Raw genomic sequence first — 22180 nt, forward strand, 5'->3', positions numbered from 1 at the left:
CATAATGGCTACTTAATGACTATTTCAATTCATACTCAGGGTTATATTCAACTAACTCAATCTCATTTCCATCTGGATCGTTGACATAAATTCTGTGCTTTGTTTCAGGCGCTGTCATTGTGTAATATTCAATGTTCTCGGTATCGAGCAATTTTTTCATAGCTTCGCCGTCTTTAATCACAAAGCCAGTATGGTTTATGCCAATGTTTTCATAGGCTGTATGTACACGCTCTTGGCTATTTCGATCATTGAGAGCAAGATAAAATTGATTATCTCCAAAATGCATCCAGTTTCTACCTTCAAACACCCCCTCGGCGCGTACATACCAATCAGGAAATAGGATTTGATAAAACTTCTTGGTTGTTTCAAGATTTTTGCAAGAAACGTTGATATGTTCAAAACGAATAAGATTCATATTTTTCTCCTTTGCGCCGAACCCCAGCGTGATTCCTTGCGATACGCACAGCGATAAGCCTCTGGCTTATCGCCTTCCGCGCAGTTCTCTGTGAAAGCATTGCCGTGTCAGATTGATTGGCAGTCAAATCCCCAAGGCACTAAGAACTATCGCAAGTCTTGCACCTAAGCTGGCAACTGCACCGATAACAAGGCTTTGCATACTTGGTGGGGTTCTTTACTTTATCTCTGTTATTTAATCATACTCGTTATGAGTTTGAATTACCACTATTCGCAAAAAATTCTTGGTGTTTTGTCTACTGCAATGATCCAAGGAGTGTTGAATTACTGTGCGCCTATGTAGTACTTTTGTATTGTTTTGAGATTTGGCTCAAAGTCAAAAAGCACTACTTCATCAGATGCATATCAATTTAGAAAATACTTTACAAGCACAACTCAACCAATCCCTTCACTTCACAAGCTGCATGGGTGTGAATGTCGCCATCAATGATGAGAAACATGGAGTCTGGTTGGGAAGCAGTGGTTTCTCAGATCTTGATGCCAACAAACCTCTTGATGTCAATCGCTCATTTTATATTTACAGCATTACCAAAACCTTTGTTTCCGTTTGCTTATTGCGTTTAGCTCAGGATAGGTTGTTAAATTTAGATGATCCACTGACAAAATGGTTACCCCGAATGCCATTTGATGATACTGTCACCTTGCGTCGGTTGTTAAATCACACCAGTGGAGTACCGAGTTACACCAGCTTAAAAGATTATTTGCCTGCTGTTTGTGAGAATCCTTCCGTTCCTTGGACACATAATAAAGTTGCTAAATTAACCTGTACAGGAAAACTCGATTTTAAACCGGGAGAAAAATGGAGTTATTCAAACACAGGGTATATGTTGCTGTATGAAGTGATTGAAGCTGCTACCAGTAAGAGTTTTGCCCAAGCGTTAGAAGACAACGTGTTTTCAGTATTGGATTTACAAAATACTTATGTTGCTCATGATGTTGACACAAAAGGTGTTTTGACACCTGGTTATTGTCGATATTTAAATTCAGAACGAATCATGGAGAATGTGATTCCTCGTTATCATCCAGATTGGTGTGCAACAGGACTCATTGCTTCTACGCCTGAAGAAGTTGTGAAATTTTTTGACGGTCTTTTCTCTGGTAAACTATTGGTTTCCAAACAATTAGAGCAGATGCTCACCCTTGTACCCACTGGTACCCGCGAGCCTTGGTATAAAAAACCTTGCTATGGTTTAGGAATAATGGCAGATCCTGAATCCAAGTATGGTGAGAAGTATGGTCATGGTGGAGATGGTCCAGGCTATAATTTGTGGGCAATGCATATACCGAATTTTCACGGGCGCAAACTGACGTTAGCAGTTTTTTGTAATACTTCTCTCATCGCTCATCCTTATGCAATGGTCAATGATTTATTGCGTGTTCTTGAAGCTGCATAGCAAAAGATTGGAGGAAATACCCTCCACTCTACCTTTTGCATATACAGTTGTACCAAATTTAGATTCTTAACTTTCCTTCATTTTAATTTCGCCGATTCACCAGGGTAGCGCTAGCCTGATCAACTGGCATAAGGACAACTTCGTTGATATTTACATGGCTTGGTCGCGTAACGCAGAAAAAGACGACATCAGCAACATCATCTGGAGTCAGAGGCTTGACTCCTTGGTAAACTTTGTTGGCGCGATCGCTATCGCCATGAAAACGTACATCGCTAAATTCTGTTTCCACCATACCAGGGTCAACAGAACTGACGCGGATAGGGGTTCCTAACAGGTCTTGTTTCAAACCTTCGGAAATAGCTCTGACAGCGGCTTTGGTGCCACAATAGACGTTACCACTGGGATATGTCTGATGTCCGGCTATGGAACCAATATTGACGACATGACCGCGATCGCGTTTCACCATTCCAGGCACAACATAGCGCGTCAGGTACAGCAAACCCTTGATATTGGTATCAATCATTTCTTCCCAGTCTTGGAAGTCGCCTTCGTGGAGTTTGTCTAAACCGCGACTCAGACCAGCGTTGTTGATTAAGATGTCTATTTCAGACCAGGAGGGGGGTAGGGTTGAGATAGCAGATTCTACAGCAGTGCGATCGCGCACATCCAGTTGTACCAAATGAATGTCAGTTGTAAAGTTTTTGCTGACTTCATCTGCTAACTCCTGCAACCGCTCCAACCGTCGTGCGGCTAAAATAAGTTTTGCACCTGCATTTGCGAATACTTTGGCACAAGCAGCACCGATACCACTGCTTGCACCAGTGATCAAAACAATTTGATTTTGAATAGAAAGCATTTTAGTCATTAGTCATTAGTCATTAGTCATTAGTCATTAGTCATTAGTAAATGACCAATGACTAAATAATTAGATAATTAGTTTTTGACAACCTGTATGCGCTGAGTGATCATCACCATACCGTCTCCGCGCATGATCACAGCAGAAACCCATTGACTACCAGGGACAGATGGTGCGCGTCCAACTTTAAAAATTCCACCAGATGAGAGTAATTCTAAATCCACAGGTGTGGCAGTCAGCAATTTCTCTGGTTTAATAGGTTCTTCCAACGCTGTTCCTAATAGATACTCATCACCAAGAGGTTCTTGGACAATCGCGTCAACATTAAACTGCTGACCAACTTTTACCTGCTGTGGTAATTTGAAATCTACTTTAGGTGGCTTGGCACCGGAAGTCAATTGAGTGCGTTCAGCCAAAATGTCTTGGCGGGTAATTTTGCCTCCTGCAATCTGCTGGCGGGACCTAATTGTCGCATTGAATGCCGCGTTTTCACTCCTGGTAGAGGGAACACCAGTTATATTAGTCACTGTTTCGGCGACAAAACCATTACCTTGAGATTTCCAAGATTCTACCTGGGTAGTATATTTCAATTGGGGGTATCGCTGCCAAAATGCAGCTAAAGCTTTCTCCATATTCTGACGAGTTAAGCCATCTCCATTAACGAAGTTGGGACTGTAGAACTGCATGACGCCTTTGATATTCTTCTGACTTGCGGCTGCATCAATTTGCGCCAATAAGTTTTTGACTTGAGAGGGTGCATTTTGAGAGGCGCTACTGGGTTGGGGAGCCAGTACTGCAGGAGGATCTCCCGACCTAGGGCTCTGGCGTCCGGGTTGCCCGGCTTGTACCAACTGCTGTGGTGTAGTGGCTTGAGCAGTTTTCCAACTTGTGAATAAACTTAGTGTAAGCAAAGAAAAAACTAGTAAGCGAGTAGGTTGCAGCATTGTTTGACGTTTGTGTAAAAAGGAAGCAAAATTTGGCATGAGTTAAGTAGTAAAAAAGTAAATGGCAACTTGACGACTAAGGAAGTGGAAATTGTTTTATTGTAGGTTAAGCTAAGCGCTAACAGGGTGGAGGGTGATGGTAGAAACTCCTATACGGTTACTAATAGCTGCTAGTGGAACGGGCGGACATGTGTTTCCGGCGATCGCACTAGCTGAGCACTTGAGGGATTATCAAATCGAATGGCTTGGTGTCCACAATCGATTAGAAACTCAGCTTGTTCCCAAACAGTATCGATTGAATACTATTGGAGTTGAAGGTTTTCAGCAAGGTTTTGGAATTTCTTCACTTCGCGTTTTGGGAAAACTGATTGGTTCAATTTTAGAGGTCAGGGAACTTTTACGACAAGGAAACTTTCAGGGAGTGTTCACCACAGGTGGTTACATTGCTGGACCGGCTGTTATTGCAGCGCGTTCTTTGGGTTTACCTGTCATTCTCCACGAATCCAACGCCTTACCAGGTAAAGTAACTCGCTTTTTAGGACCTTGGTGTAGTGCTGTGGCGGTGGGTTTTGAAGTCGCTTCTGAGCACTTGCCTCGCGTCAAAACAATTTACACTAGTACTCCGGTGCGTTCTCAATTTTTGTCAGAAGAAATTGAAGCATCCTTGGATCTCCCGATTCCTAAAGACGTTCCTGTGATCGTTGTCTTTGGTGGTAGCCAGGGAGCAGTTGCGATCAATAAGCTGGTGCGACAGTCTGCCAATGCTTGGTTTGATGCTGGTGCTTGGGTTGTGCATTTGACAGGCGATAATGATCCTGAGGCTGACACTTTGAAACATGCTCAGTATATTTCATTACCATTCTATAATAACATGGCTGCGTTGCTACAACGGGCAAATTTAGCAATTACTCGTTCTGGAGCAGGTAGTTTAACGGAGATGGCGGTGTGCGGAACACCAGCAATTTTGATTCCGTACCCATTTGCAGCAGAAGACCATCAAACTTACAATGCAAAAGTTTTTACCTCAGTTGGTGCGGCGAGTCTGTTTAAGCAATCAGAATTGACGGCTGAGGTTTTGCAAAGTCAGGTTTTGAACTTGTTGCAGCATCCGGAAGAACTGCGAAAGATGAGGGAAAAGGCGTTGGCGATCGCAGTTCCTGATAGTGCAGAAAAATTAGCAAAGTTAGTGCGTGAGGTGGTGGAAATGTAGGCAAAACCTCATAGATGCCAAAAACCCAACAGACCAATTCTTAACTTGGGATGAACTATGTAGAAACAATCAATCATCAACTAAAACCCGCATCTTCCCGTAGTCCACTGGTGGTGGATCTATTTGCTGGTTGCGGTGGATTATCTGTTGGGTTTGAAGCACAGGGATTTGCTACTCACGGGTTTGAAAAGAATGCTGATTCCTGTGCTACCTATAGAAAAAATTTAAAGGGAAACTGTACTCAAATTCTTCTCACACCTGAGACAGAATTACCATTAGCTAAAGTATTAATAGGTGGACCACCTTGTCAGCCTTTCAGTGTGGGAGGAAAACAAAAAGGTTTACAAGATTCACGAGACGGATTTCCAATTTTTATTAGTGCAGTCAAAAGGCTTTGTCCCGAAATTTGGTTGTTTGAAAATGTTCGCGGACTTCTTTATAAAAACAAGTGGTACTTAGACGAAATCGTTCAAACATTCCAAGATTTAGGCTTTATAGTAGAATGGAGATTATTAAATGCCGTTGACTTTGGTGTTCCTCAAAATCGAGAACGTCTTATAGTAGTAGGACACAAAGGCAACTTCAAATTTCCGAAACTATTCGAGAAGAAAATTAGTGCAGGCGAAGCTTTAGGAGAACTTGCTTTCTTGGCTCCAGAAGAATCGAAATTTTTGACACCTAGCATGGATGAATATGTCGCAAAATATGAAAAAGCATCGTTTTGCAAACGTCCCCGCGACCTTCATTTAGATAAACCAGCAAGAACTTTGACCTGTAGAAACTTAGCTGCTGCAACAGGTGATATGCACAGAATTAAACTACCATGTGGTAGGCGGCGACGTTTGTTTATAACAGAAGCTGCCAGATTACAAAGCTTTCCAGATTGGTTTGAATTTGTAGGAACACAAACAAGTTGTTTTAATCAACTCGGTAATGCAGTACCACCATTGTTTGCATTTCATCTAGCTGGAAGTGTTAGAGATTATTTGCAATCTGATTGCAGATTGTCTCCAAGCGAGATAGAACAACGTCAATCAGTGATACCTATATAGTTATCGCTACCATTATAATACCAATTATATAGAAATCCTGTTTTAATTTTGAATAAATTCCCTACCTTCCAAGGGTGGCAAAATCAAAGGTAGTGTGTCGAATCAACCATTCAAACATCAACTTTAAATGGGAGAATGAATCAATGCACAGAAACGTCAAACCCGTGTTTGAGCCTGTAATCAAATATTTATAGCTGTTGAACTCACATTAATATAAGTAAGTCGGTGAGAAAAATTCCATGTATATGAAGAAATGTAAATTGTCTGTAGGGTGTGTTATGCCGTAGGCTAACGCACCCTGAATTCTTGGCGGTGCGTTGCGCTGCGCGACAACACACCCTACATTTAAATTTCTTAACATAGCTTGAAATATTAGCGCCGACTTACTTATGTAGGGGTTAGTTGGAAAAGTTTTGACCTTTAACCTGCTACATTTAGCGTGCCTTTAATTTTTTGTAACACAACCATCAGATAAGGTTTTATGAATACATCAATCAATGAAACACGAGTGATTCTAATTGGCGGCTCCTCTCATGTAGGCAAATCGACCCTTGGCCGATCTTTTGCGGCGCAGCTAGATTGGAGTTATCGTTCTACGGATAAACTCGCTCGCCATCCGGGACGTCCTTGGGTGGGTGCAAATGGAAAAGCTATTCCAGAGCATGTAGCAGAACATTATAGAACTCGGTCTATCGAGGCTCTTTTTTTAGATGTATTGTCACATTATGAGAAAAATGTGTTACCGCAGGTCGAGTCTATTGTTCATTCTCATGCGTTTGATTTATCAACGGAATGCCTTATACTTGAAGGCTCTGCGTTATGGCCAGAATTTGTAGCAAATTTAGTTTGCAAAAATGCTGTTAAAGCGATTTGGCTTACGGCTAGCGACCAACTCTTGGGAAACCGAATCAAGCGTGAAAGTAATTTTTCTAATGTAGGTGAAGATGAAAAGCACCTAATTCAAAAGTTTTTAGACCGTACCCTATTCTACAATAAACGCATGAGGGAGACGGTTGAACGTCTTGGATTTATATGTATTGATGTAGAATCTGTGTCAATGGCAGAGGCAAACTTGTGTCTTTAATGTTTAGTAGCTCACAAAGTTTTTCCACAAGTGTGATCGCAAACCTGTTGCAGTTCTAGCTCTTTGGTGCAATGGGGAGTTGGGTGTATTTGTGTTCGCACCAGCCCCTATAGTTAAAGAAATATTTATAAATTAACTGTCAAACAAATGTCTGAACAAAAGCCGCTCAGTCCTTGGAAATACAAACCGTGGTGGTGTCAACCTTGGTCTATTCTTCTCACAGGTGTGACGCTGATGGGTGGTAGCTGGGTCATATTTAAGATAGTCTGGTTGACTATTCTTGTTTCCGTGCCTGTACTGACATGGATGGGTTTCTTTTTGATAATTTGGCCTCAGCTTATGATCCGTAGTGGGGTTTTGGAGTCGTATGAGGATCAGGCTTGAATATCAAGCCGCCTACGGTAGGTTTGTGGGTGTAGCCACAGGCGATAACCCTGTGGCTATTTGCAAGTACTCTAATTCACAACTTGAGCGCCATGACTGCGGGGATCATCTTGAGTATTTGTTGGCGCGACTGGTGCATTGAATTGCGAAACTCTGCCGTTTGCTTGAGCATAAGGCAAAGGCGAAGCAGCAACCAACGCTTCTAGGTTACTGGATAAAATAGTACGGGGTTGATCACCAATGGCTTGTGCGATCGCCTCGCCTTTTTGATCTAGATACACAAAATGAGGAATACCATCCACCCGATATTTCAACATCTCTGGCAGCCACTTGGTATTATCCACATTCAGCATGACAAAATTTACCTTGCCAGCATACTGCTGTTCTAGTTTCCCGATATCTGGTGCCATTTTTTGGCAAACAGTACACCAATCAGCATAAAACTCTACAAACGATGGCTTACCATTGGTTAAAGCAACATCAAAAGGTGTAGACTGCTTATCTAGCTGAGACAAAGTTGCAGAGGTTGTCTCAGTTCTCAGCCCCAAAATTAAGGCAACGCTGAGGGCGATCGCCACGATTGCGATTAAGAAATTCCTCAAGCGCGTCCCAAACTTGGATTCTGATGTTTCTTTTGAATGAACAGGTGAATCGTTACTCATAATAGATTTTTATTAAAACTTATTAAGTACTATAGCAATCCTATCTGATAGGGAACGCTTAAGAGTGAACAGTGAACAGTGAACAGTGAACAAGGGGTGGACGAGTCCGTTTCCTGCCTGATAACTGGTAACTGATAACTGATAACTGGTAAAATATGCTTGGGAAACCCCCGATATGAAACTGTGAAAAAACGAGTCACACTGACTTTCCCCAAACGTGTCGTCCAAATGCCAGTCACTTATCGATTGGCAAGAGATTTCAACGTTGCTGCAAATATTATTCGCGCTCAGGTTGCACCAAATCAAATCGGTAAACTGGTGGTGGAACTCTCGGGAGATATTGATGAGTTGGATGCAGCGATTGAGTGGATGCGATCGCAAAACATCACTGTCTCTCAAGCTTTAGGAGAAATCACCATTGATGAAGATTCCTGCGTCCACTGTGGCTTGTGTACAGGAGTTTGCCCAACACAAGCTCTCAATCTTGATCCCGAAAGTTATAAACTGACGTTTACGCGATCGCGCTGCATTGTCTGCGAACAATGTATTCCCACTTGTCCGGTGCAGGCAATTTCGACCAATCTGTGAAGAACACACAGGACAGAGAACGTTTTTCCCAGTCTAATTAGCATTCACCAGCCGCACCTAAGCAAAGATAGCTTTGCCATCAAAGCGCAATAAAGCTGATCTGACACTCGGTGCTAGGGATTTGAAGATTTCAGCCGTGTTACGGGGAATTGGGACTTTGGAGAACATGATTATAGCAAATAGATTGCCTGAAGGCAACAAACCACCAAAACCCAATACAGATTTGATGCCAAAGGGAATTACAAATGATTCTTGGGCAGGAATATAGGGGCTGCCTAGTGCTACAGGCACATGAAAGACGTTAAGCTTTTTCTCCTCAGACCCTACCATAAGTTGGCGAGAAGATCCGATGACCATACTCACATCTAAGCCGAACTGTTTGAGTAGTTGCGAAATCATGGGAAACTGTGCAACCACATCTTCACTGACTAAAGGGATAACTTTATGTCCGAGGGAAGTGTGTCTTGAGTTCCATTCTGGTTTGTCGCCAATTGTTGCCAGCATAGTCAAGCACTTCATGCTCAAATATGGAATATAGCCCAACTGACTACAGACGGACTGCCTCAATTCTGCATCAAGATCTTCATAAGAATGTGTCTTAAAACACCGAATGAGAGCGCAGGCTGGAGCACCAGTTTCCTCATCAATTAGAGACTCGTAGAAATACTGAACAATTCTGTTACTGGCAGACTCCATACTTTCTACCCCTAAACCGAGTTGGCACAGATCTAACCCACATTCAACCATGTCCGTAAATGTGAAGTTCGTGAGATTACGCATCTAAACTATCTCCCTAAGCAAGAAAATTAACCTTGCTTTAGCATAGTTATAAATTTTTCCGTCCACCTACTTAGCACTAGATACATCAGTAAAAATGATACGCTGTAAGACAGCCGATAAATCCAGTTGTGTAAGAGGAGAAGTTGGGCAATTCCTCAAAGCCAGCAGGATGGATACATCAAATGACCAACAAAGGGGTGTAGGGGTATGGGGGTGTAAGGGTGTAGGGGAGCCACTGCCCTTCGGGTTCGCAGTCGCCTACGGAGGGAGACCCTCCTGCAGCGCTGTCTCACCGTGGGCGGGTTTCCCGACAGCCCGGCATGTGGCGTGGGGAAGAGAGGGTTTTCCTTGTGGTACACCCCTGCCCCGGAGCAAAACTGGGTAAGGCTCCCACCAATTACTCCCCCTACACCCTTATACCCTTACCCACGCCAGATACCTAGGTCGGGAAACCCTCCTTCAGTACTGGCTCCCCTACACCCCTAGTTTTTGACGATAGTTTATGACATTTGTATTAAGTGATAAAAATATTTTCAACTACTTAGTTGAGCATAGACTCTGTACTCAGTTAGAGTCAGATCTGTATCAAGTTGAACCGATAAGAGCAAAAAACTTTAACTTATTACTGACTTTGCCAGAAAGTCGGAAACTACTGATTAAGCAAGAACGACACAATAAAGAAGGCAAAACACTGGGCGAGTTTTTGAGTGAATGGCGAATTCAAGAGTTTTTACAAAAATTTCCAGAACTTAGCTACCTTCGAGCTTGGATGCCAGAGGCGCTTCATTTTGAGGCGGAATATTCCATTATTGTTTTCAGCTACTTGGATGAGTATCGGGATTTAGCAGATTTCTACGACAAGGAGAATGTTTTCCCAACTGAAATTGGCGAGGCGATCGCCACCATTCTCGCCACCATCCATCGAGCCACTTTCAACCGCCAAGAGTATCAGGAATTCTTCTCGGCAAAACCTACTAATAATCTCAGCCCTGCTCATGTGCCTAACTGGGTTCGTAGTATAGAACGGATAGGACCAGAAATTTTTGGTATAGTTCCTGCAGATGGGCTGAAATTCTTTAAGCTTTATCAGCGATACTCAAGCTTAGGGCAAGCAATGAGAGAACTTGCCGATGTTTTCCAACCCTGTTGCCTGACTCACAATGATCTCAAACTCAACAACATTCTCTTACACAATAATTGGGAGCAAGAATGGGAGCAAGAAAGTCCCAACATTATACGGCTGATTGATTGGGAGCGCTCTTGTTGGGGAGATCCTGCCTTTGATTTGGGAACGCTGATTGCCAGCTACCTGCAAATCTGGCTGAGTAGCTTAGTCATCAGTAAGTCTTTGACTATCGAAGAATCTCTGCGTCTGGCTATGACACCCCTAGAACAGCTTCAACCTTCCATTGCTGCTCTGACTAGCGCTTATTTCGATAACTTCCCGGAGATTTTAGAGCATCGTCCCAATTTCTTAATGCAAGTCGTGCAATTTGCTGGTTTGGCATTAATTCAACAGATTCAAGCAATGATTCAGTACGAAAAATCCTTTGGCAATAAAGGGATTTGTATGCTTCAGGTTGCCAAGAGTTTGTTATGTCGTCCGGAACAATCCTTGGCGACTGTTTTCGGAACTGCCTCTAAACTTCTCGTTCCCTGGCTCAGCCAGGGAATGCGCTACTAGGAGGCTCTGCCTCCGGTACTTAGGTTGAGGCACAGCCTCTTAGCTGACATTTCCAGCCTGAGGCTGGAAACGAGATTATTGCCAGTTACCAATTAAAATATAGGGTGCCCAAAAATAGGGATGTCTGTAATTTTTCAGGAGATTTACTTGAGCCTGACGCAAAGCTTCTGCTTTAGGCATTTTTTTATTAACCAAATTGTCGTAAAACTCAGTCATTAGCGTCGCAGTCGTGTCATCGGCGACACTCCAAAGAGTTGCCAATGTACTACGCGCTCCTGATTGTATAGCAACTCCTGCTATTCCTAAAGTAGCTCGGTTATCTCCTTTAGCTGTTTGACAAGCACTCAAAACAAGGAGATCAACTGCTTCTTGTTGGTTTGTCTCCCTCGTTCTCAGTACAGATTTTAACTCATTAACATTGACTTCACCATTCCAAGTCAGAATAAATGTATTGTCTGCCTGCGAACTAAATTGACCATGAGTTGCTAGGTGTACTACAGGTGCATTAGAAGACTTAACCGCATCTGTGAGCGCGATTCTAGTAAATTTACTGTTAAGTAGCTCTTGTCGAGCAGGAATTTTTACTTCACTTGCGATTTGACTCACTTCTTTTGTGACATAGGGTAAATCATTAAATCTTCCCGGATATTTTTGTTCAAACTCTTTAGGTAATTCGCTCAATCCAGCAACGACTACTCGTCTTTTTAATCTTTCTGCAGTCAGAGGAGTGATGGTTGGTAATAACTGCAAACCTGGTGTTAGAGCAAGATTGTATTCTTTTTCAATCAGAAATTGTTTTCCATCATAAAGTGCTGCCATTGGAATATTTCTTAATGCTCCATCTAAAACAAACACAATATTTGTGTCTTTTTTTAAATTAGAGTCTAAAGTTTTTTGAACTAACCAGTTATATAAATTCCGTAAATCGGGTAAAAATTCTCCACTGTTGCGATTTAACAGTTTTTGGCTGAGTTCTTCAATGGTTTGTTCCATTTTATCTGAGGTAATAAAATTACCAGATTCATCTTTGGGAAAATCAAATGTATAACGGCGCTTGACTCCATTAGGAAGAGAGGTGATAACTGCCAAGCGGTCAGGTAATATTAAGGGATAAATAAAAACTGTGTTGTTTTTCTTATCAATCTCGCTAAGCTGAACAGTTTTAGCATCTACACAAGCTCTGCGGAAAAAGTTATCCAGTTCTGCTACTTGTAGTGAGTCAATCACTTCTGTAGCTATCTTAATATTTTCTTCACTAGAGTTTCCTTCTAAAAGAAAACTCACATATTCTCGATATACAGGTTCTACTTCATCTCGAAAAGAAAATTGCACATCACGGTTAACTACAGCTAAATCATTCCGCAGGGACTTGAGGTAATTGATTGCTTGTTTGTAAGAAGCTTTAGCTTCTTCATTATTACCTCTTGCTTTAAGGATACGACCTAATTGCCATCGCCAACGATAGGCAATATCAGAGGCAAAAATTCTTTCGGCAAGTTTCATAGCTTGCTCTGTGAGATTTTGAGCTTCAGACCATTGTTGGGTTTGCTCGTACAAGTTGCCGAGAGTACCTAAGGCGTAGGAATAGGTACGATTATCTTGTAATTGTTGAGCTTGGTTAGCACTAACTTTAACTATTTCAGCAATTTCTCGCCAAGAAATGTTACTAGTGTTGTTCTTTTGTTTTAGTTTAATCAGACTCTGGGCAAAGTTAATGCGAGCGTTAATACTGCTACGACTGGGTGGGATAGTAGCAATTTGAGACTGAATTTGAGGCAACAATCTCTGGGAGATATCTGATAAATTATTTTGTCTTTCTTGTGATATTGTTTTTTCTTGTTCTGACAAATCTTTTTTCTCTTGCTCTGATAATATGTTTTTATCTGCTGCTGCTAATTGAAATTGTATTTTGCGCTGTTGGTCTAATAATTTGTCTACTCTTATACGTAAAAACCGTAGTTCATTGAGTTGTGATTCTAGTTGAGTCAGGGGTTTTTCCGAAGTGGTTGCTGCTTGACGATAATAATTTAAAGACTTTTGAATATATCCCTTATTTTTCTCTTCTTCGGTTTCATTATTGGCTAAAGCTTGGGCTGTGTTGCCTAAACTTAGCTGAATTTCTGCAACCTTTTGTTTTGATTGCTGTTTTTGAGCGATGATTAAACTTTTGAGCAAAACTTGCTGTGACTTGCCTAAATTTCCCACCACTCGCAAAGTGTTACCGAGATTAAGCAATCGAGTTGCTTTAATAACGGAGTCAGATTGCTTGTTTGTGCTTTGTTCTACAGCATCTAGAGTATTATTAGCACGACGGTAAAATCCTAATGCCTGGAGTGCCTGAGCTTGGTTAATCTGGCTACCAGTGGTACCCGCTTCATCGCCAATTTGCTTATAAATTACCGTCGCTTCTTCCCAGCTTTTCAGTGCTTGGTCTGGTTTGCCTTGTGCTAATTGCAACTGACCTATCGTGTTTAAAGCTTGAGCGCGGATAGATAAATACTCTTTGGAACCATTTTTGTTGTGTAATAGTGCCAAGCTGTTGTCAATGGCTTTTTCAGCATTAGCTAATTCTCCTAACTGTTGTTGAGCCAAAGAAAGATAGCTTAATGCTAAAGCTTGGTTCAGCCCATCTTCAACTGCTTGAAATGCCTGAGATGCCTGTGTGAAAACCTTGACAGAATCAGCAAATTTTTCTGCTTGATAAAGTTGCAAACCTTGTTGCAAGAGTTCTTTGGTATCAGTAGATCGCACAACTGCTGCTACAGTCATTTGGGAAACTGGTTGAGCAGCCAAGGGAACGGGAGTCATGATTTGAGATAATGTAGCTAAAGTCAGAATGACAGACATAATTCCTCACTTAAAAAGGTTGGGTATAAATAATAGAGAAATAGAGTCCGTTCTCTTGCCAAGAATCTTTTTCACCAGACGAGACAGAGATAAGAGGGATACCCCAATCAAAGCGGGCAGTTAGGCGATCGCTTTGCCATAACAGCCCCAATCCTGTTGATACAAGAGTCTGATCCTCAAGGGCTGTTCTACCAGCGCTAGAAGTATTCCAGGCAGTGCCAAAATCAATAAATGGGGTAATCTTAAGTACGCCCGGAATCTGCGGTATGCGTAAAATTGGATACTGTAACTCCACAGAACCCAAAAAACCATTGTCGGTTAAAAGCAAATCCTGACGATAACCCCGTACAGTAGCTTGTCCACCGACACCAATTTGTTCTGAAGGTAGTAAGGCTCTGTCTGCTAATTGAAGATTTCCACGTACAAGCAAGAAGGTTTCTGGTGCTAAAACTCTTACCCACTGTGCTTGTCCGCGCCAAGCGAAAAATTCACTATCTGGATCTTTCGCGTTAGTCGTGGCATCAAAGACATTGACACCGATACTAAATTGCGATCGCGCTGAAATAACTTGTCTGTCACTGCGCTGTGTCCAGTCTTGAAAAAACCGGACTGCGGATACTTTAGTTTTGCCATCTTCATCCGCACCTGGTGAAGGATAACCAATTCGCGTTCCAACCAACGCTTCTAAATAACCAATATCACTAGAGCGATGATTGGCGGTGATTCCCAATGCAAGTTCCTGAGTTGGGGTTTGCAGTATGGGCTGACGAAAAGTTATTCCATACTCTTGGGAATTTCCATCAATATCTAAAATATCAAAAGGTTTTTCAATAACCTTTGTGGATGAAGTGCTGTAGTTTAACTGCAAAGTGCCATTGCGGGGATTCACTGGCAAAGTATAGCTAAAATCCCAAGTGTCACTGCCATCGGTATTAGCATAAGAAATGCTTAAACCATCTCCCAGTCCCAGTAAATTCGCTTCGTTAAGTTGGACTTGGCGCTGAAAGCTGCCAATGGTGGGTGTGCGATTGTTGTCTAGTATAGCTCGGACAGAACGGGTTTGTGCCTCTGTAACCCTCACCTCTAAGATACTAGTGCCTGGACGCGAGCCTGCTCCCAACTCCGCAGAGAGATTTTTAATGAGTGGATTGAGTTGTAGCAGTTGCAGTGCTTGCACTAATTTCTTTTGATTTAAAGGTTTGCCTGTAGCAATTGCTAGGCGACTACGCACATAGTTAGGATTAAGCCGCCTTGTACCCCGGACTTGGATAGTTTCTAACTTACCTTCAACCACCATGATTTTGACTATACTGCCCTCTACTTTGAAAGTTTGATTCCCTGCTATAAAAGCGCCAGAGGAAACATAGCCTGCATCAAGGTAGAGTTGAGTAATGGCATTAGCAGCCTGTAGCAGTTCGGTAAAGGTGATAAGTTTGTTGGTGAAATCTTTGGTAACTTCCGCAAATTTCTTTTCATCAAAGACGGTACTACCTTCTACCACAAAACGTTCAACCTTAATTTTTTCTGAAAATTCGCTGGGAACAACTTCTGGAGTCGTAGGCGTAGGAGTCGTAGCGGGAGGAGACGGTAATAAATCTTCTGGGCGTGGGAGTTTTTCTGGTGTTGGGATTGTGGGTGTAGGTGGTACTCCTCGTTGGATATCTGATCCTGGCGGGTTTACCTGTGCTTGTACTTTTAGCGACGCAGTAAAAAATAAGTTGACTAGTGTAGATGTCAGAATAAACAAACTTAATCTGATATGATAACGATTTATACTCATTCTTAAACGATTTCGATTAATGATAATTCGGTTTGAGACGAGTGGAATATATTTCAATACATGTTATTTAACACGCTTTGGTAGGTGATAAGTAAAACAACTAAATTAAATGTAAAATTCACCCAATATGCCTAGTACCGCTGCGCGGTACTAGCAGCTTCCAGAAGCCTTGACACAGGTCTTGAGTCATGCTTGTATTTTCTCTGATGAATTTTGTTTAAGAAAAATGGATATCAATATTTGATTAATGGTTCAAAATAATACTGTATTGAAAGTTTAAGTACATTACCATACAAAAAAACGCGAGTTTAAATAACGACATTTCAAAAAAAATGATTTTACTTCCTCAAAAATAATATTTAGTAACTGTAAAGATATTCTTTAATGGCTGTAGAGACATTGCAATCAAAATGCAATGTCCCTGCATCAACCATGAAACAATCATCTGATTACAACACAGGTGCGTTGATAACCTCTGGTTTGAGTCCGAATGGTTTCAACAACTCTTCCCAGTATTTCTTAACTTCTGTATCGTTAGGATTCTGGAGGCGTAAATCACCCAAAGTTCTCAAAGCGTCTTCCCAATATTTGTTCTTGACATAGACTTCTATACGCTCTTGTGGTGCTGCTGTTTTCAAGTCAACAGTTAAATTTGTATCAGGTAGAACTCGTTTCACAGAGCCTTGTAAAGATAAATCATTGTCTCGGTTTTGGATACTGCAAATCACAGAAAAACTCCAAGTGTACTGTTTGTTAGGTTCTAGAGATTTCCCTGTTTTTGACGTAAGACTAACCCTAACAATACCAGCTTTTCCACTAGGATTTAAAGAAACTCTTTGTAAAGTTTCAAACTTGCTATCGTCGCGTATAACAAGTTCCAGCCCCTTTGCTTGCTGTATTTGAGGAACATAGAAAAATAGCGAAGGATACTCTGCTGTCGTTTGTAGAGTTTTTTGATCTGATAGTATGAGGGGAATAGGAGACTGTTCCGCCTTAAAACAACCTCCTCGTGTTGCTGCTGCTCTTGTTCTACTAGGACTACCGACGTTGAAGGTAAGACGAGGAGGGCTATTGCGGTTAATGTAATCTGTAACATTGTTAATTGCCCTAGTGGCATACGTATCTCCAGAACGTGCCTGCTGCGCTTGCTTAAAAAAAGATAAGGCTTTTTGATAGTTTCTCTTTTGAGCTTCAGCATAGCCCAACTGCATATATTGATCGTAACCAGACTTGGCTTGAGCCACTAAATAGACAGAATTGTCAACTTTACCTAGTGCTAAAACCTTGGAGTTGGTGGCGGATACCAGAGAAGAAAGCAGCAAAACAGTAAACAGATATTTGAAGCTAAGTACTTGTTTCATGATATTTTATCACTCACTACATAACTTACTACAAATTGCGATCGCCCCAAAGGGGCAGCTCCAGAGGAGCATCGCCCGTGTCACGCCCAGAGGGTTCTCTGGAGGAGAACCCTCTCCCCAAATCTTCGATTTGGGGCAATCCGGCGGAAGCCGGATTGGGGCGTAGGGCCGGCGAAGCCATCGCATTACAGAACAGTTAAATGCTGTGTATGCTGACGAGGATAGTAGTCTTAATCCATTTTTCTTTCAGCTACAAGCTCACACTCTACAAAAAGTTTTTTGACTCATTTTTTTAATAGGGTGCATTTATCTTAATAATGCACCCAACATGTCATATATTCCCTATCTCTCTATCAACCAGGAGGCCATGCCATCTGGCGTCCACCCAGAATATGCAGGTGCAAGTGGTAAACAGTTTGACCCCCATCAGGACCTGTGTTGATGACAACGCGATAGCCATTTGCAAGTCCAGCTTGTTCGGCAACTCGCTTGGCTGTTAAAAGAAGATGCCCAAGGAGGGCATCATCACCAGATTCGGCGTCAGCGAGTCTAGGTATAGGTTTTTTGGGAATGACGAGAATGTGAACCGGGGCTTGGGAATTGATGTCTCTAAATGCCAGTGCTAAGTCATCTTCGTAAACTATGTCAGCTGGAATTTCTCGACGAATGATTTTGCTGAAAATTGTCTCTGTCGTTTGACTCATATCAATTTACCTGTTCATCTGTTAGAGATTCTATAGGTTTAGTGTTCTTGATGAAACATTCAGCACATGCTTGCTATAGTTGGGAGTGGATCAATTGTCCGGTATTCATGCTGTCAAATTGGGTAAAGTCTTTATTCGATCACAAACCCAAGTCAGTCAAAGTTAAGTTATCATAACTGTATTTTTAATACATGACTTTACAAAATTGGAGACGCAAGCGCGGCGTTGCACTCACTAACAAGGGTTTGCAAAAATTTCAAGAGGCAAAGCGTAAGTCAGAAACAAAAGAAAATTTTGGCAACAGCTACACTCTTGAAGAAATGAGCACACTTTCTGGGTTATATTCCAGTACAATCTCAAAAGTCCTCAATCGGGAAGCAGGGGTTGATAAAAAAAGTATTGAAAAGCTTTTTTCAGTTTTTAACGTAAAAATAGATAAAATTGACTATTTAAACTCAAAAAATCATCTAGATTGGGGCGATGCTACCTTTACATCAGTTTTTTATGGACGTACAGAAGAGCTTACCACGCTACAGGAATGGATTGTTGATGAGCGCTGCCGATTGGTATCACTATTAGGAATGGGTGGTATTGGCAAAACTGCTCTGTCTGTCAAGCTTGCTCAACAGATTCAGCAAGACTTTGAGTATGTTATTTGGCGATCGCTACGAGAAGCCCCACCTATTAATACTATTGTTGCTGACCTGATTCAAGTTTTATCTGATCAGCAGGAAACAGAAAATAACTTACCAGAAAAATTAAATGAAAAAATATCACGATTATTCCATTATTTACAAAATAATCGCTGTTTGGTGATACTTGATAATATAGAGTCAATTCTCCGCAGTGGAAGTCGAGCTGGACAATATCGAGAAGGATATGAAGGGTATGGCGAGCTTTTCAGACAGCTAGGAGAAGCAAGTCACCAAAGCTGCTTAGTGCTGACGAGTCGGGAAATACCTAAAGAAGTGGCATTACTCAAAGGACAAACATTACCTGTTCGCTGCTTACAATTAAGTGGTTTAAAGGTGGACGAAGGGCAGGAAATTTTTAAAGTTAAGGGGCTATCAGCAGCGGAGGAAGAGTGGAAAGCAATAATTAAACTTTATACGGGCAATCCATTGGCTTTAAATATAGTTGCTACGACAATTGTTGATGTCTTTAATGGTAATGTAACTGAATTTTTGCAACAGAATACAGGGGTTTTTGGTGATATACGTGATATTTTAGACCAGCAGTTTGAGCGCTTGTCAGATTTAGAAAAAGAAATAATGTATTGGCTAGTGATTAATCGTGAGCCAGTTTCGCTATCACAATTGCGAGAAGACATTGTATTACCAATACCACCACAAAAATTACTGGAGGGTTTAGAATCTCTGGTTAGGCGATCGCTCATCGAGAAGGCTACGCTGCGGGAAGAGCTTCGCTCTACGCCTACACTAGTTGAAAAAAGTGCAGCAACTTTCACCTTACAACCTATCGTTATGGAGTATGTCACTCAGGTATTGATAGAGTTGGTTTGTGAAGAGATTGTAACAGAAAATATTAAGCTTTTTAGCTACAATGCTCTCATGAAGGCGACCGCGAAAGACTACATCAGGGAAGCTCAAATTCGCCTCATCCTCCAACCAGTAATAGATGGGCTGCTGACTGTTTTAAAGAGTAAAAAAAGCATTGAAAACCAGTTAACCAAAATTCTAGTAAGGCTGCGAGAGGAATCGCCGCAAGAAACAGGGTACACAGCTGGAAATATTCTCAATTTGCTTTCTCAACTCAAGATAGATATAAACGGTTATGATTTTTCTGATCTAACTGTTTGGCAAGCAGATTTGCGGAATATGAAATTACATAATGTGAATTTCCAAAACGCTAACCTAGCCAAATCTGTTTTTGCTGAAACCTTTGCTGGTGTTATGTCAGTAGCCTTTAGCCCTAATGGCCAATTTTTGGCGATGGGTGATACAAGTGGTGAGATTCACTTATACCAAGTTTCGGATTGGAAAAAACTTCTGACGTTTAAGGGGCATACGAACTGGGTTGTGTCCCTTATCTTTAGTCCTGATAGCAACATTCTTGCAAGCAGTAGTACTGACAACACAGTTTGTTTGTGGGATGTGAGTACTGGTGAATGCCTTCAAACCTTCGATGGACATAATAATGAGGTTTGGTCAGTTGCCTTTAGTCCGACTGGTGATAGGATAGTAAGTGCCAGTAATGACCAGACAGTAAAGTTATGGAGTGTTTACACTGGTGAATGTCTCAAAACTATACAGGGACATACAAGTTGGATTTCCTGTGTTGCCTTTAGTCCAGATGAACAAATTTTGGCAAGTGGCAGTAATGACAACACAGTTAGGTTGTGGGATATCAACACTGGTGAATGTCTCAAGATTTTCCAAGGACATTGTCTTGCAATACGGTCAATTACCTTCAGTGCTGATGGTGAAATGCTAGCGAGTAGCAGTGAAGATCATACAGTGAAGTTATGGAGTGTTAGCACTGGTGAATACCTCGAAACGTTCCACGGACATTCCAATGAAGTGTATTCAGTCGCTTTTAGTCCACAGGGCGATTTCTTGGCTAGTGGCAGTTTTGACCAGACGGTGAGGCTATGGAGTGTAAGCACTGGTGAATGTCTCAAAACTTTGCAAGGGCATTCGAGTTGGATTTTTTCGGTTGCCTTTAGTCCACAGGGCGATCTCCTGGCTAGTGGTAGTTACGATCAGACAGCTAGGTTATGGAGTGTTGATACTGGTGAATGCCTCAAAACGTTCCAGGGATATGCTAATCAGGTACTCTCAGTCGCCTTCAGCCCAGATGGGCAGACTTTAGCTAGTGGTAATCATGACTCTTTGGTAAGATTGTGGGATGTTAAGACAGGTCAATGTCTGAAAACGTTGCAAGGACATGGTGGCTTAGTGCGGTCAGTTGCCTTTAGTCTTGACGGTCAAACACTAGCAAGTGCCAGTGATGATCAAACGGTGAGGTTATGGGATCTCAATAGAGGTCAAACCTTGAGAATTTTCCAGGGACATGACGCTGCGGTTTGGTCACTTACCTTTTGTTCTCAAGGAACGATGCTAGCTAGTTCTGCTTTGAGTGAGATAATCAAATTGTGGGATGTCAAAACTTGTGAGTGCAAAAGATCGTTGGAAGGTCACACAACTTGGGTTTGGTCAATTGCTTGCAGTCCAAATGGTGAATTGTTGGCAAGCACTAGTCCGGATGGAACGTTAAGGTTATGGAGCCTCAGCACTGGTGAATGCTTGAGAATTGTCCAGGTAGATACAGGTTGGTTACAAGCAGTTGCTTTTAGTCCAAACAACCAGATGCTAGCTACTTCCAGTCACGACTACACACTTAAGCTTTGGGATGTCACCACAGGGGAATGCCTGAAAATTTTGCAAGGGCATACAGGCAGGATTTGGTCAGTCGCCTTTAGCCGGGATCATCAAACCTTGGCTAGTAGTGGTGAAGATGAGACAATTAGACTGTGGAATGCAACGACAAGTGAGTGCTTAAAAATTCTCAAAGCAGAGAAACCATATGAGCGGATGAACATTATAGGGGTTACAGGTTTAACTACAGCAGCTATTGCGACGCTGAGAGTTTTGGGGGCAGTGGCTGGCTAAAAACAGCCGTTACCGTTTCCTGAGTTTGCACTGTTCACCTAGAAAACTAGTTCGTTTGTGTCAATCAGGTCAGTGGCTAGCTGATAAAAATATGATCACATTTGTGTGGCGCGTTGTAGTTACACGGTGAAAGAAAAAACATTGCGGTTCAGGATGTCTGAGCGTCGATACAATAGGCTAAAGCTATATGCCGAAAAGAAAGAAAAAACTATGACTCAATTAGTTGAAGAGTGGGTTGACAGGTTACCAAGCTTGGAGGAGTCTCCCGCCTTATATCCCCGCGCTAAGTGGAGTACCACTATAGCGGGGGACGAGGGCGGGGAAGTTAAAAAAGATATTTTCTGGCTCAAGTAAAGCTTGTTGCCTAAATACTTCATATTATTGTCATAATCGTATTTTATATAATAATGCAGATTTTTGTTGTGTGTTCCAAAGTTTGTGTAATACAACTAGATTTTTACCATGAATAAAAAATGGGCAGTCAAGCGAATCACCGTAAACTTGGCATTAAACGAGGCTTCCAAGCTAGAAAAATATTGTGAGCAGACAGGGAGAGCAGCGACAGATGTAATTCGGGAACTGATTCGAGCTTTGCCTGTGACGACGTCTGAGTAGGATGAGCACTTGGTTTCTTTTTGATACTAATAGGCAATTTTTTCTGCATTGTGTTTTTGAGCTACAGGTGTTACACCCTTTCACAAAAATCCTGATACATTTGACTCCACGGCAGTTGCTCCACTTGGG

Annotated in this window: 20 protein-coding genes; 10 read left to right on the plus strand and 10 right to left on the minus strand. The window is 41.9% G+C overall.

Translation table 11 applies throughout. The features are described 5' to 3' along the window. Positions 1-19 precede the first annotated feature (19 nt). Entirely contained in the window at positions 20-415 is a 396-nt protein-coding gene (locus tag AC5590_RS24055; protein WP_169265903.1) for a VOC family protein, read from the minus strand. Between the two features lie 364 nt (positions 416-779). Between AC5590_RS24055 and AC5590_RS24060 the strand changes: the two genes are divergently transcribed. After that, entirely contained in the window at positions 780-1868 is a 1089-nt protein-coding gene (locus AC5590_RS24060; protein WP_248277263.1) for a serine hydrolase domain-containing protein, read from the plus strand. A gap of 82 nt (positions 1869-1950) precedes the next feature. Here the strand turns inward: AC5590_RS24060 and AC5590_RS24065 are convergent, their stop codons facing one another. After that, on the minus strand, positions 1951-2724 hold the full coding sequence (locus AC5590_RS24065) for an SDR family oxidoreductase (protein WP_169265921.1): 774 nt from the start codon (positions 2722-2724) through the stop codon (positions 1951-1953). A 77-nt stretch (positions 2725-2801) separates the two neighbouring features. Then, complete coding sequence (locus AC5590_RS24070) at positions 2802-3707, minus strand: DUF8623 domain-containing protein (RefSeq protein WP_169265904.1); 906 nt, start codon at positions 3705-3707, stop codon at positions 2802-2804. A gap of 97 nt (positions 3708-3804) precedes the next feature. On the opposite strand from AC5590_RS24070, the gene murG reads away from it, so the two are divergent. The 4 genes from murG (at position 3805) to AC5590_RS24090 (ending at position 7398) form a co-directional block, all read left to right on the plus strand. Then, positions 3805-4878, plus strand: coding sequence for an undecaprenyldiphospho-muramoylpentapeptide beta-N-acetylglucosaminyltransferase (gene murG / locus AC5590_RS24075; protein ID WP_169265905.1), 1074 nt, complete (start codon positions 3805-3807; stop codon positions 4876-4878). A 50-nt stretch (positions 4879-4928) separates the two neighbouring features. Then, entirely contained in the window at positions 4929-5930 is a 1002-nt protein-coding gene (locus AC5590_RS24080) for a DNA cytosine methyltransferase (RefSeq protein ID WP_169265906.1), read from the plus strand. Between the two features lie 481 nt (positions 5931-6411). Further along, positions 6412-7014, plus strand: a complete 603-nt coding sequence (locus AC5590_RS24085; RefSeq protein ID WP_169265907.1) for a nucleoside/nucleotide kinase family protein — start codon at positions 6412-6414, stop codon at positions 7012-7014. 147 nt (positions 7015-7161) lie between these two features. Beyond that, a complete protein-coding gene (locus tag AC5590_RS24090; RefSeq protein ID WP_169265908.1) occupies positions 7162-7398 on the plus strand; it encodes a DUF6737 family protein in 237 nt (78 codons plus the stop codon). 71 nt (positions 7399-7469) lie between these two features. On the opposite strand, the gene AC5590_RS24095 is transcribed toward AC5590_RS24090, so the two are convergent. After that, positions 7470-8060: a thioredoxin family protein gene (locus AC5590_RS24095; RefSeq protein ID WP_169265909.1), complete on the minus strand. Its 591-nt coding sequence runs from the start codon at positions 8058-8060 to the stop codon at positions 7470-7472. A 183-nt stretch (positions 8061-8243) separates the two neighbouring features. Between AC5590_RS24095 and AC5590_RS24100 the strand changes: the two genes are divergently transcribed. Further along, positions 8244-8648, plus strand: a complete 405-nt coding sequence (locus AC5590_RS24100; RefSeq protein WP_169265910.1) for an NIL domain-containing protein — start codon at positions 8244-8246, stop codon at positions 8646-8648. Positions 8649-8705: 57 nt separating this feature from the next. On the opposite strand, the gene AC5590_RS24105 is transcribed toward AC5590_RS24100, so the two are convergent. Beyond that, positions 8706-9428, minus strand: a complete 723-nt coding sequence (locus AC5590_RS24105; protein WP_169265911.1) for a hypothetical protein — start codon at positions 9426-9428, stop codon at positions 8706-8708. A 502-nt stretch (positions 9429-9930) separates the two neighbouring features. Here AC5590_RS24105 and AC5590_RS24110 point away from each other — a divergent pair. Next, complete coding sequence (locus tag AC5590_RS24110) at positions 9931-11112, plus strand: phosphotransferase family protein (RefSeq protein ID WP_169265912.1); 1182 nt, start codon at positions 9931-9933, stop codon at positions 11110-11112. A 75-nt stretch (positions 11113-11187) separates the two neighbouring features. Here the strand turns inward: AC5590_RS24110 and AC5590_RS24115 are convergent, their stop codons facing one another. The 5 genes from AC5590_RS24115 to AC5590_RS24135 all read right to left on the minus strand — a co-directional run bounded on the left by AC5590_RS24115 (position 11188) and on the right by AC5590_RS24135 (position 17804). Further along, a complete protein-coding gene (locus AC5590_RS24115; RefSeq protein WP_169265913.1) occupies positions 11188-13959 on the minus strand; it encodes a CHAT domain-containing protein in 2772 nt (923 codons plus the stop codon). A 10-nt stretch (positions 13960-13969) separates the two neighbouring features. After that, complete coding sequence (locus tag AC5590_RS24120) at positions 13970-15739, minus strand: ShlB/FhaC/HecB family hemolysin secretion/activation protein (protein ID WP_211178508.1); 1770 nt, start codon at positions 15737-15739, stop codon at positions 13970-13972. A 449-nt stretch (positions 15740-16188) separates the two neighbouring features. Continuing rightward, positions 16189-17100: a DUF928 domain-containing protein gene (locus AC5590_RS24125; protein WP_169265914.1), complete on the minus strand. Its 912-nt coding sequence runs from the start codon at positions 17098-17100 to the stop codon at positions 16189-16191. Positions 17101-17128: 28 nt separating this feature from the next. Beyond that, complete coding sequence (locus AC5590_RS24130) at positions 17129-17281, minus strand: hypothetical protein (protein ID WP_211178509.1); 153 nt, start codon at positions 17279-17281, stop codon at positions 17129-17131. Positions 17282-17453: 172 nt separating this feature from the next. After that, entirely contained in the window at positions 17454-17804 is a 351-nt protein-coding gene (locus tag AC5590_RS24135; RefSeq protein WP_169265916.1) for a histidine triad nucleotide-binding protein, read from the minus strand. A 191-nt stretch (positions 17805-17995) separates the two neighbouring features. Between AC5590_RS24135 and AC5590_RS24140 the strand changes: the two genes are divergently transcribed. The 3 genes from AC5590_RS24140 to AC5590_RS24150 all read left to right on the plus strand — a co-directional run bounded on the left by AC5590_RS24140 (position 17996) and on the right by AC5590_RS24150 (position 22051). Further along, positions 17996-21436: a WD40 domain-containing protein gene (locus AC5590_RS24140; protein ID WP_169265917.1), complete on the plus strand. Its 3441-nt coding sequence runs from the start codon at positions 17996-17998 to the stop codon at positions 21434-21436. A 210-nt stretch (positions 21437-21646) separates the two neighbouring features. Then, on the plus strand, positions 21647-21790 hold the full coding sequence (locus tag AC5590_RS24145; RefSeq protein WP_169265891.1) for a hypothetical protein: 144 nt from the start codon (positions 21647-21649) through the stop codon (positions 21788-21790). A 108-nt stretch (positions 21791-21898) separates the two neighbouring features. Continuing rightward, entirely contained in the window at positions 21899-22051 is a 153-nt protein-coding gene (locus AC5590_RS24150) for a ribbon-helix-helix domain-containing protein (RefSeq protein WP_169265918.1), read from the plus strand. The last annotated feature ends 129 nt before the right edge of the window (positions 22052-22180 follow it).

Origin of the sequence: Brasilonema octagenarum UFV-OR1, from assembly GCF_963888615.1 — a bacterium.
GTDB lineage: Bacteria > Cyanobacteriota > Cyanobacteriia > Cyanobacteriales > Nostocaceae > Brasilonema > Brasilonema sennae.

Coding starts and splice junctions, on each gene's coding strand:
- AC5590_RS24120 (WP_211178508.1), bottom strand. CDS start 15,739: ATGAGTATAAATCGTTATCATATCAGATTAAGTTTGTTTATTCTGACA.
- AC5590_RS24080 (WP_169265906.1), top strand. CDS start 4,929: ATGAACTATGTAGAAACAATCAATCATCAACTAAAACCCGCATCTTCC.
- murG (WP_169265905.1), top strand. CDS start 3,805: ATGGTAGAAACTCCTATACGGTTACTAATAGCTGCTAGTGGAACGGGC.
- AC5590_RS24140 (WP_169265917.1), top strand. CDS start 17,996: ATGACTTTACAAAATTGGAGACGCAAGCGCGGCGTTGCACTCACTAAC.
- AC5590_RS24130 (WP_211178509.1), bottom strand. CDS start 17,281: ATGGCTTCGCCGGCCCTACGCCCCAATCCGGCTTCCGCCGGATTGCCC.
- AC5590_RS24115 (WP_169265913.1), bottom strand. CDS start 13,959: ATGTCTGTCATTCTGACTTTAGCTACATTATCTCAAATCATGACTCCC.
- AC5590_RS24135 (WP_169265916.1), bottom strand. CDS start 17,804: ATGAGTCAAACGACAGAGACAATTTTCAGCAAAATCATTCGTCGAGAA.
- AC5590_RS24055 (WP_169265903.1), bottom strand. CDS start 415: ATGAATCTTATTCGTTTTGAACATATCAACGTTTCTTGCAAAAATCTT.
- AC5590_RS24105 (WP_169265911.1), bottom strand. CDS start 9,428: ATGCGTAATCTCACGAACTTCACATTTACGGACATGGTTGAATGTGGG.
- AC5590_RS24145 (WP_169265891.1), top strand. CDS start 21,647: ATGACTCAATTAGTTGAAGAGTGGGTTGACAGGTTACCAAGCTTGGAG.
- AC5590_RS24125 (WP_169265914.1), bottom strand. CDS start 17,100: ATGAAACAAGTACTTAGCTTCAAATATCTGTTTACTGTTTTGCTGCTT.
- AC5590_RS24095 (WP_169265909.1), bottom strand. CDS start 8,060: ATGAGTAACGATTCACCTGTTCATTCAAAAGAAACATCAGAATCCAAG.
- AC5590_RS24070 (WP_169265904.1), bottom strand. CDS start 3,707: ATGCCAAATTTTGCTTCCTTTTTACACAAACGTCAAACAATGCTGCAA.
- AC5590_RS24150 (WP_169265918.1), top strand. CDS start 21,899: ATGAATAAAAAATGGGCAGTCAAGCGAATCACCGTAAACTTGGCATTA.
- AC5590_RS24085 (WP_169265907.1), top strand. CDS start 6,412: ATGAATACATCAATCAATGAAACACGAGTGATTCTAATTGGCGGCTCC.
- AC5590_RS24090 (WP_169265908.1), top strand. CDS start 7,162: ATGTCTGAACAAAAGCCGCTCAGTCCTTGGAAATACAAACCGTGGTGG.
- AC5590_RS24065 (WP_169265921.1), bottom strand. CDS start 2,724: ATGCTTTCTATTCAAAATCAAATTGTTTTGATCACTGGTGCAAGCAGT.
- AC5590_RS24110 (WP_169265912.1), top strand. CDS start 9,931: ATGACATTTGTATTAAGTGATAAAAATATTTTCAACTACTTAGTTGAG.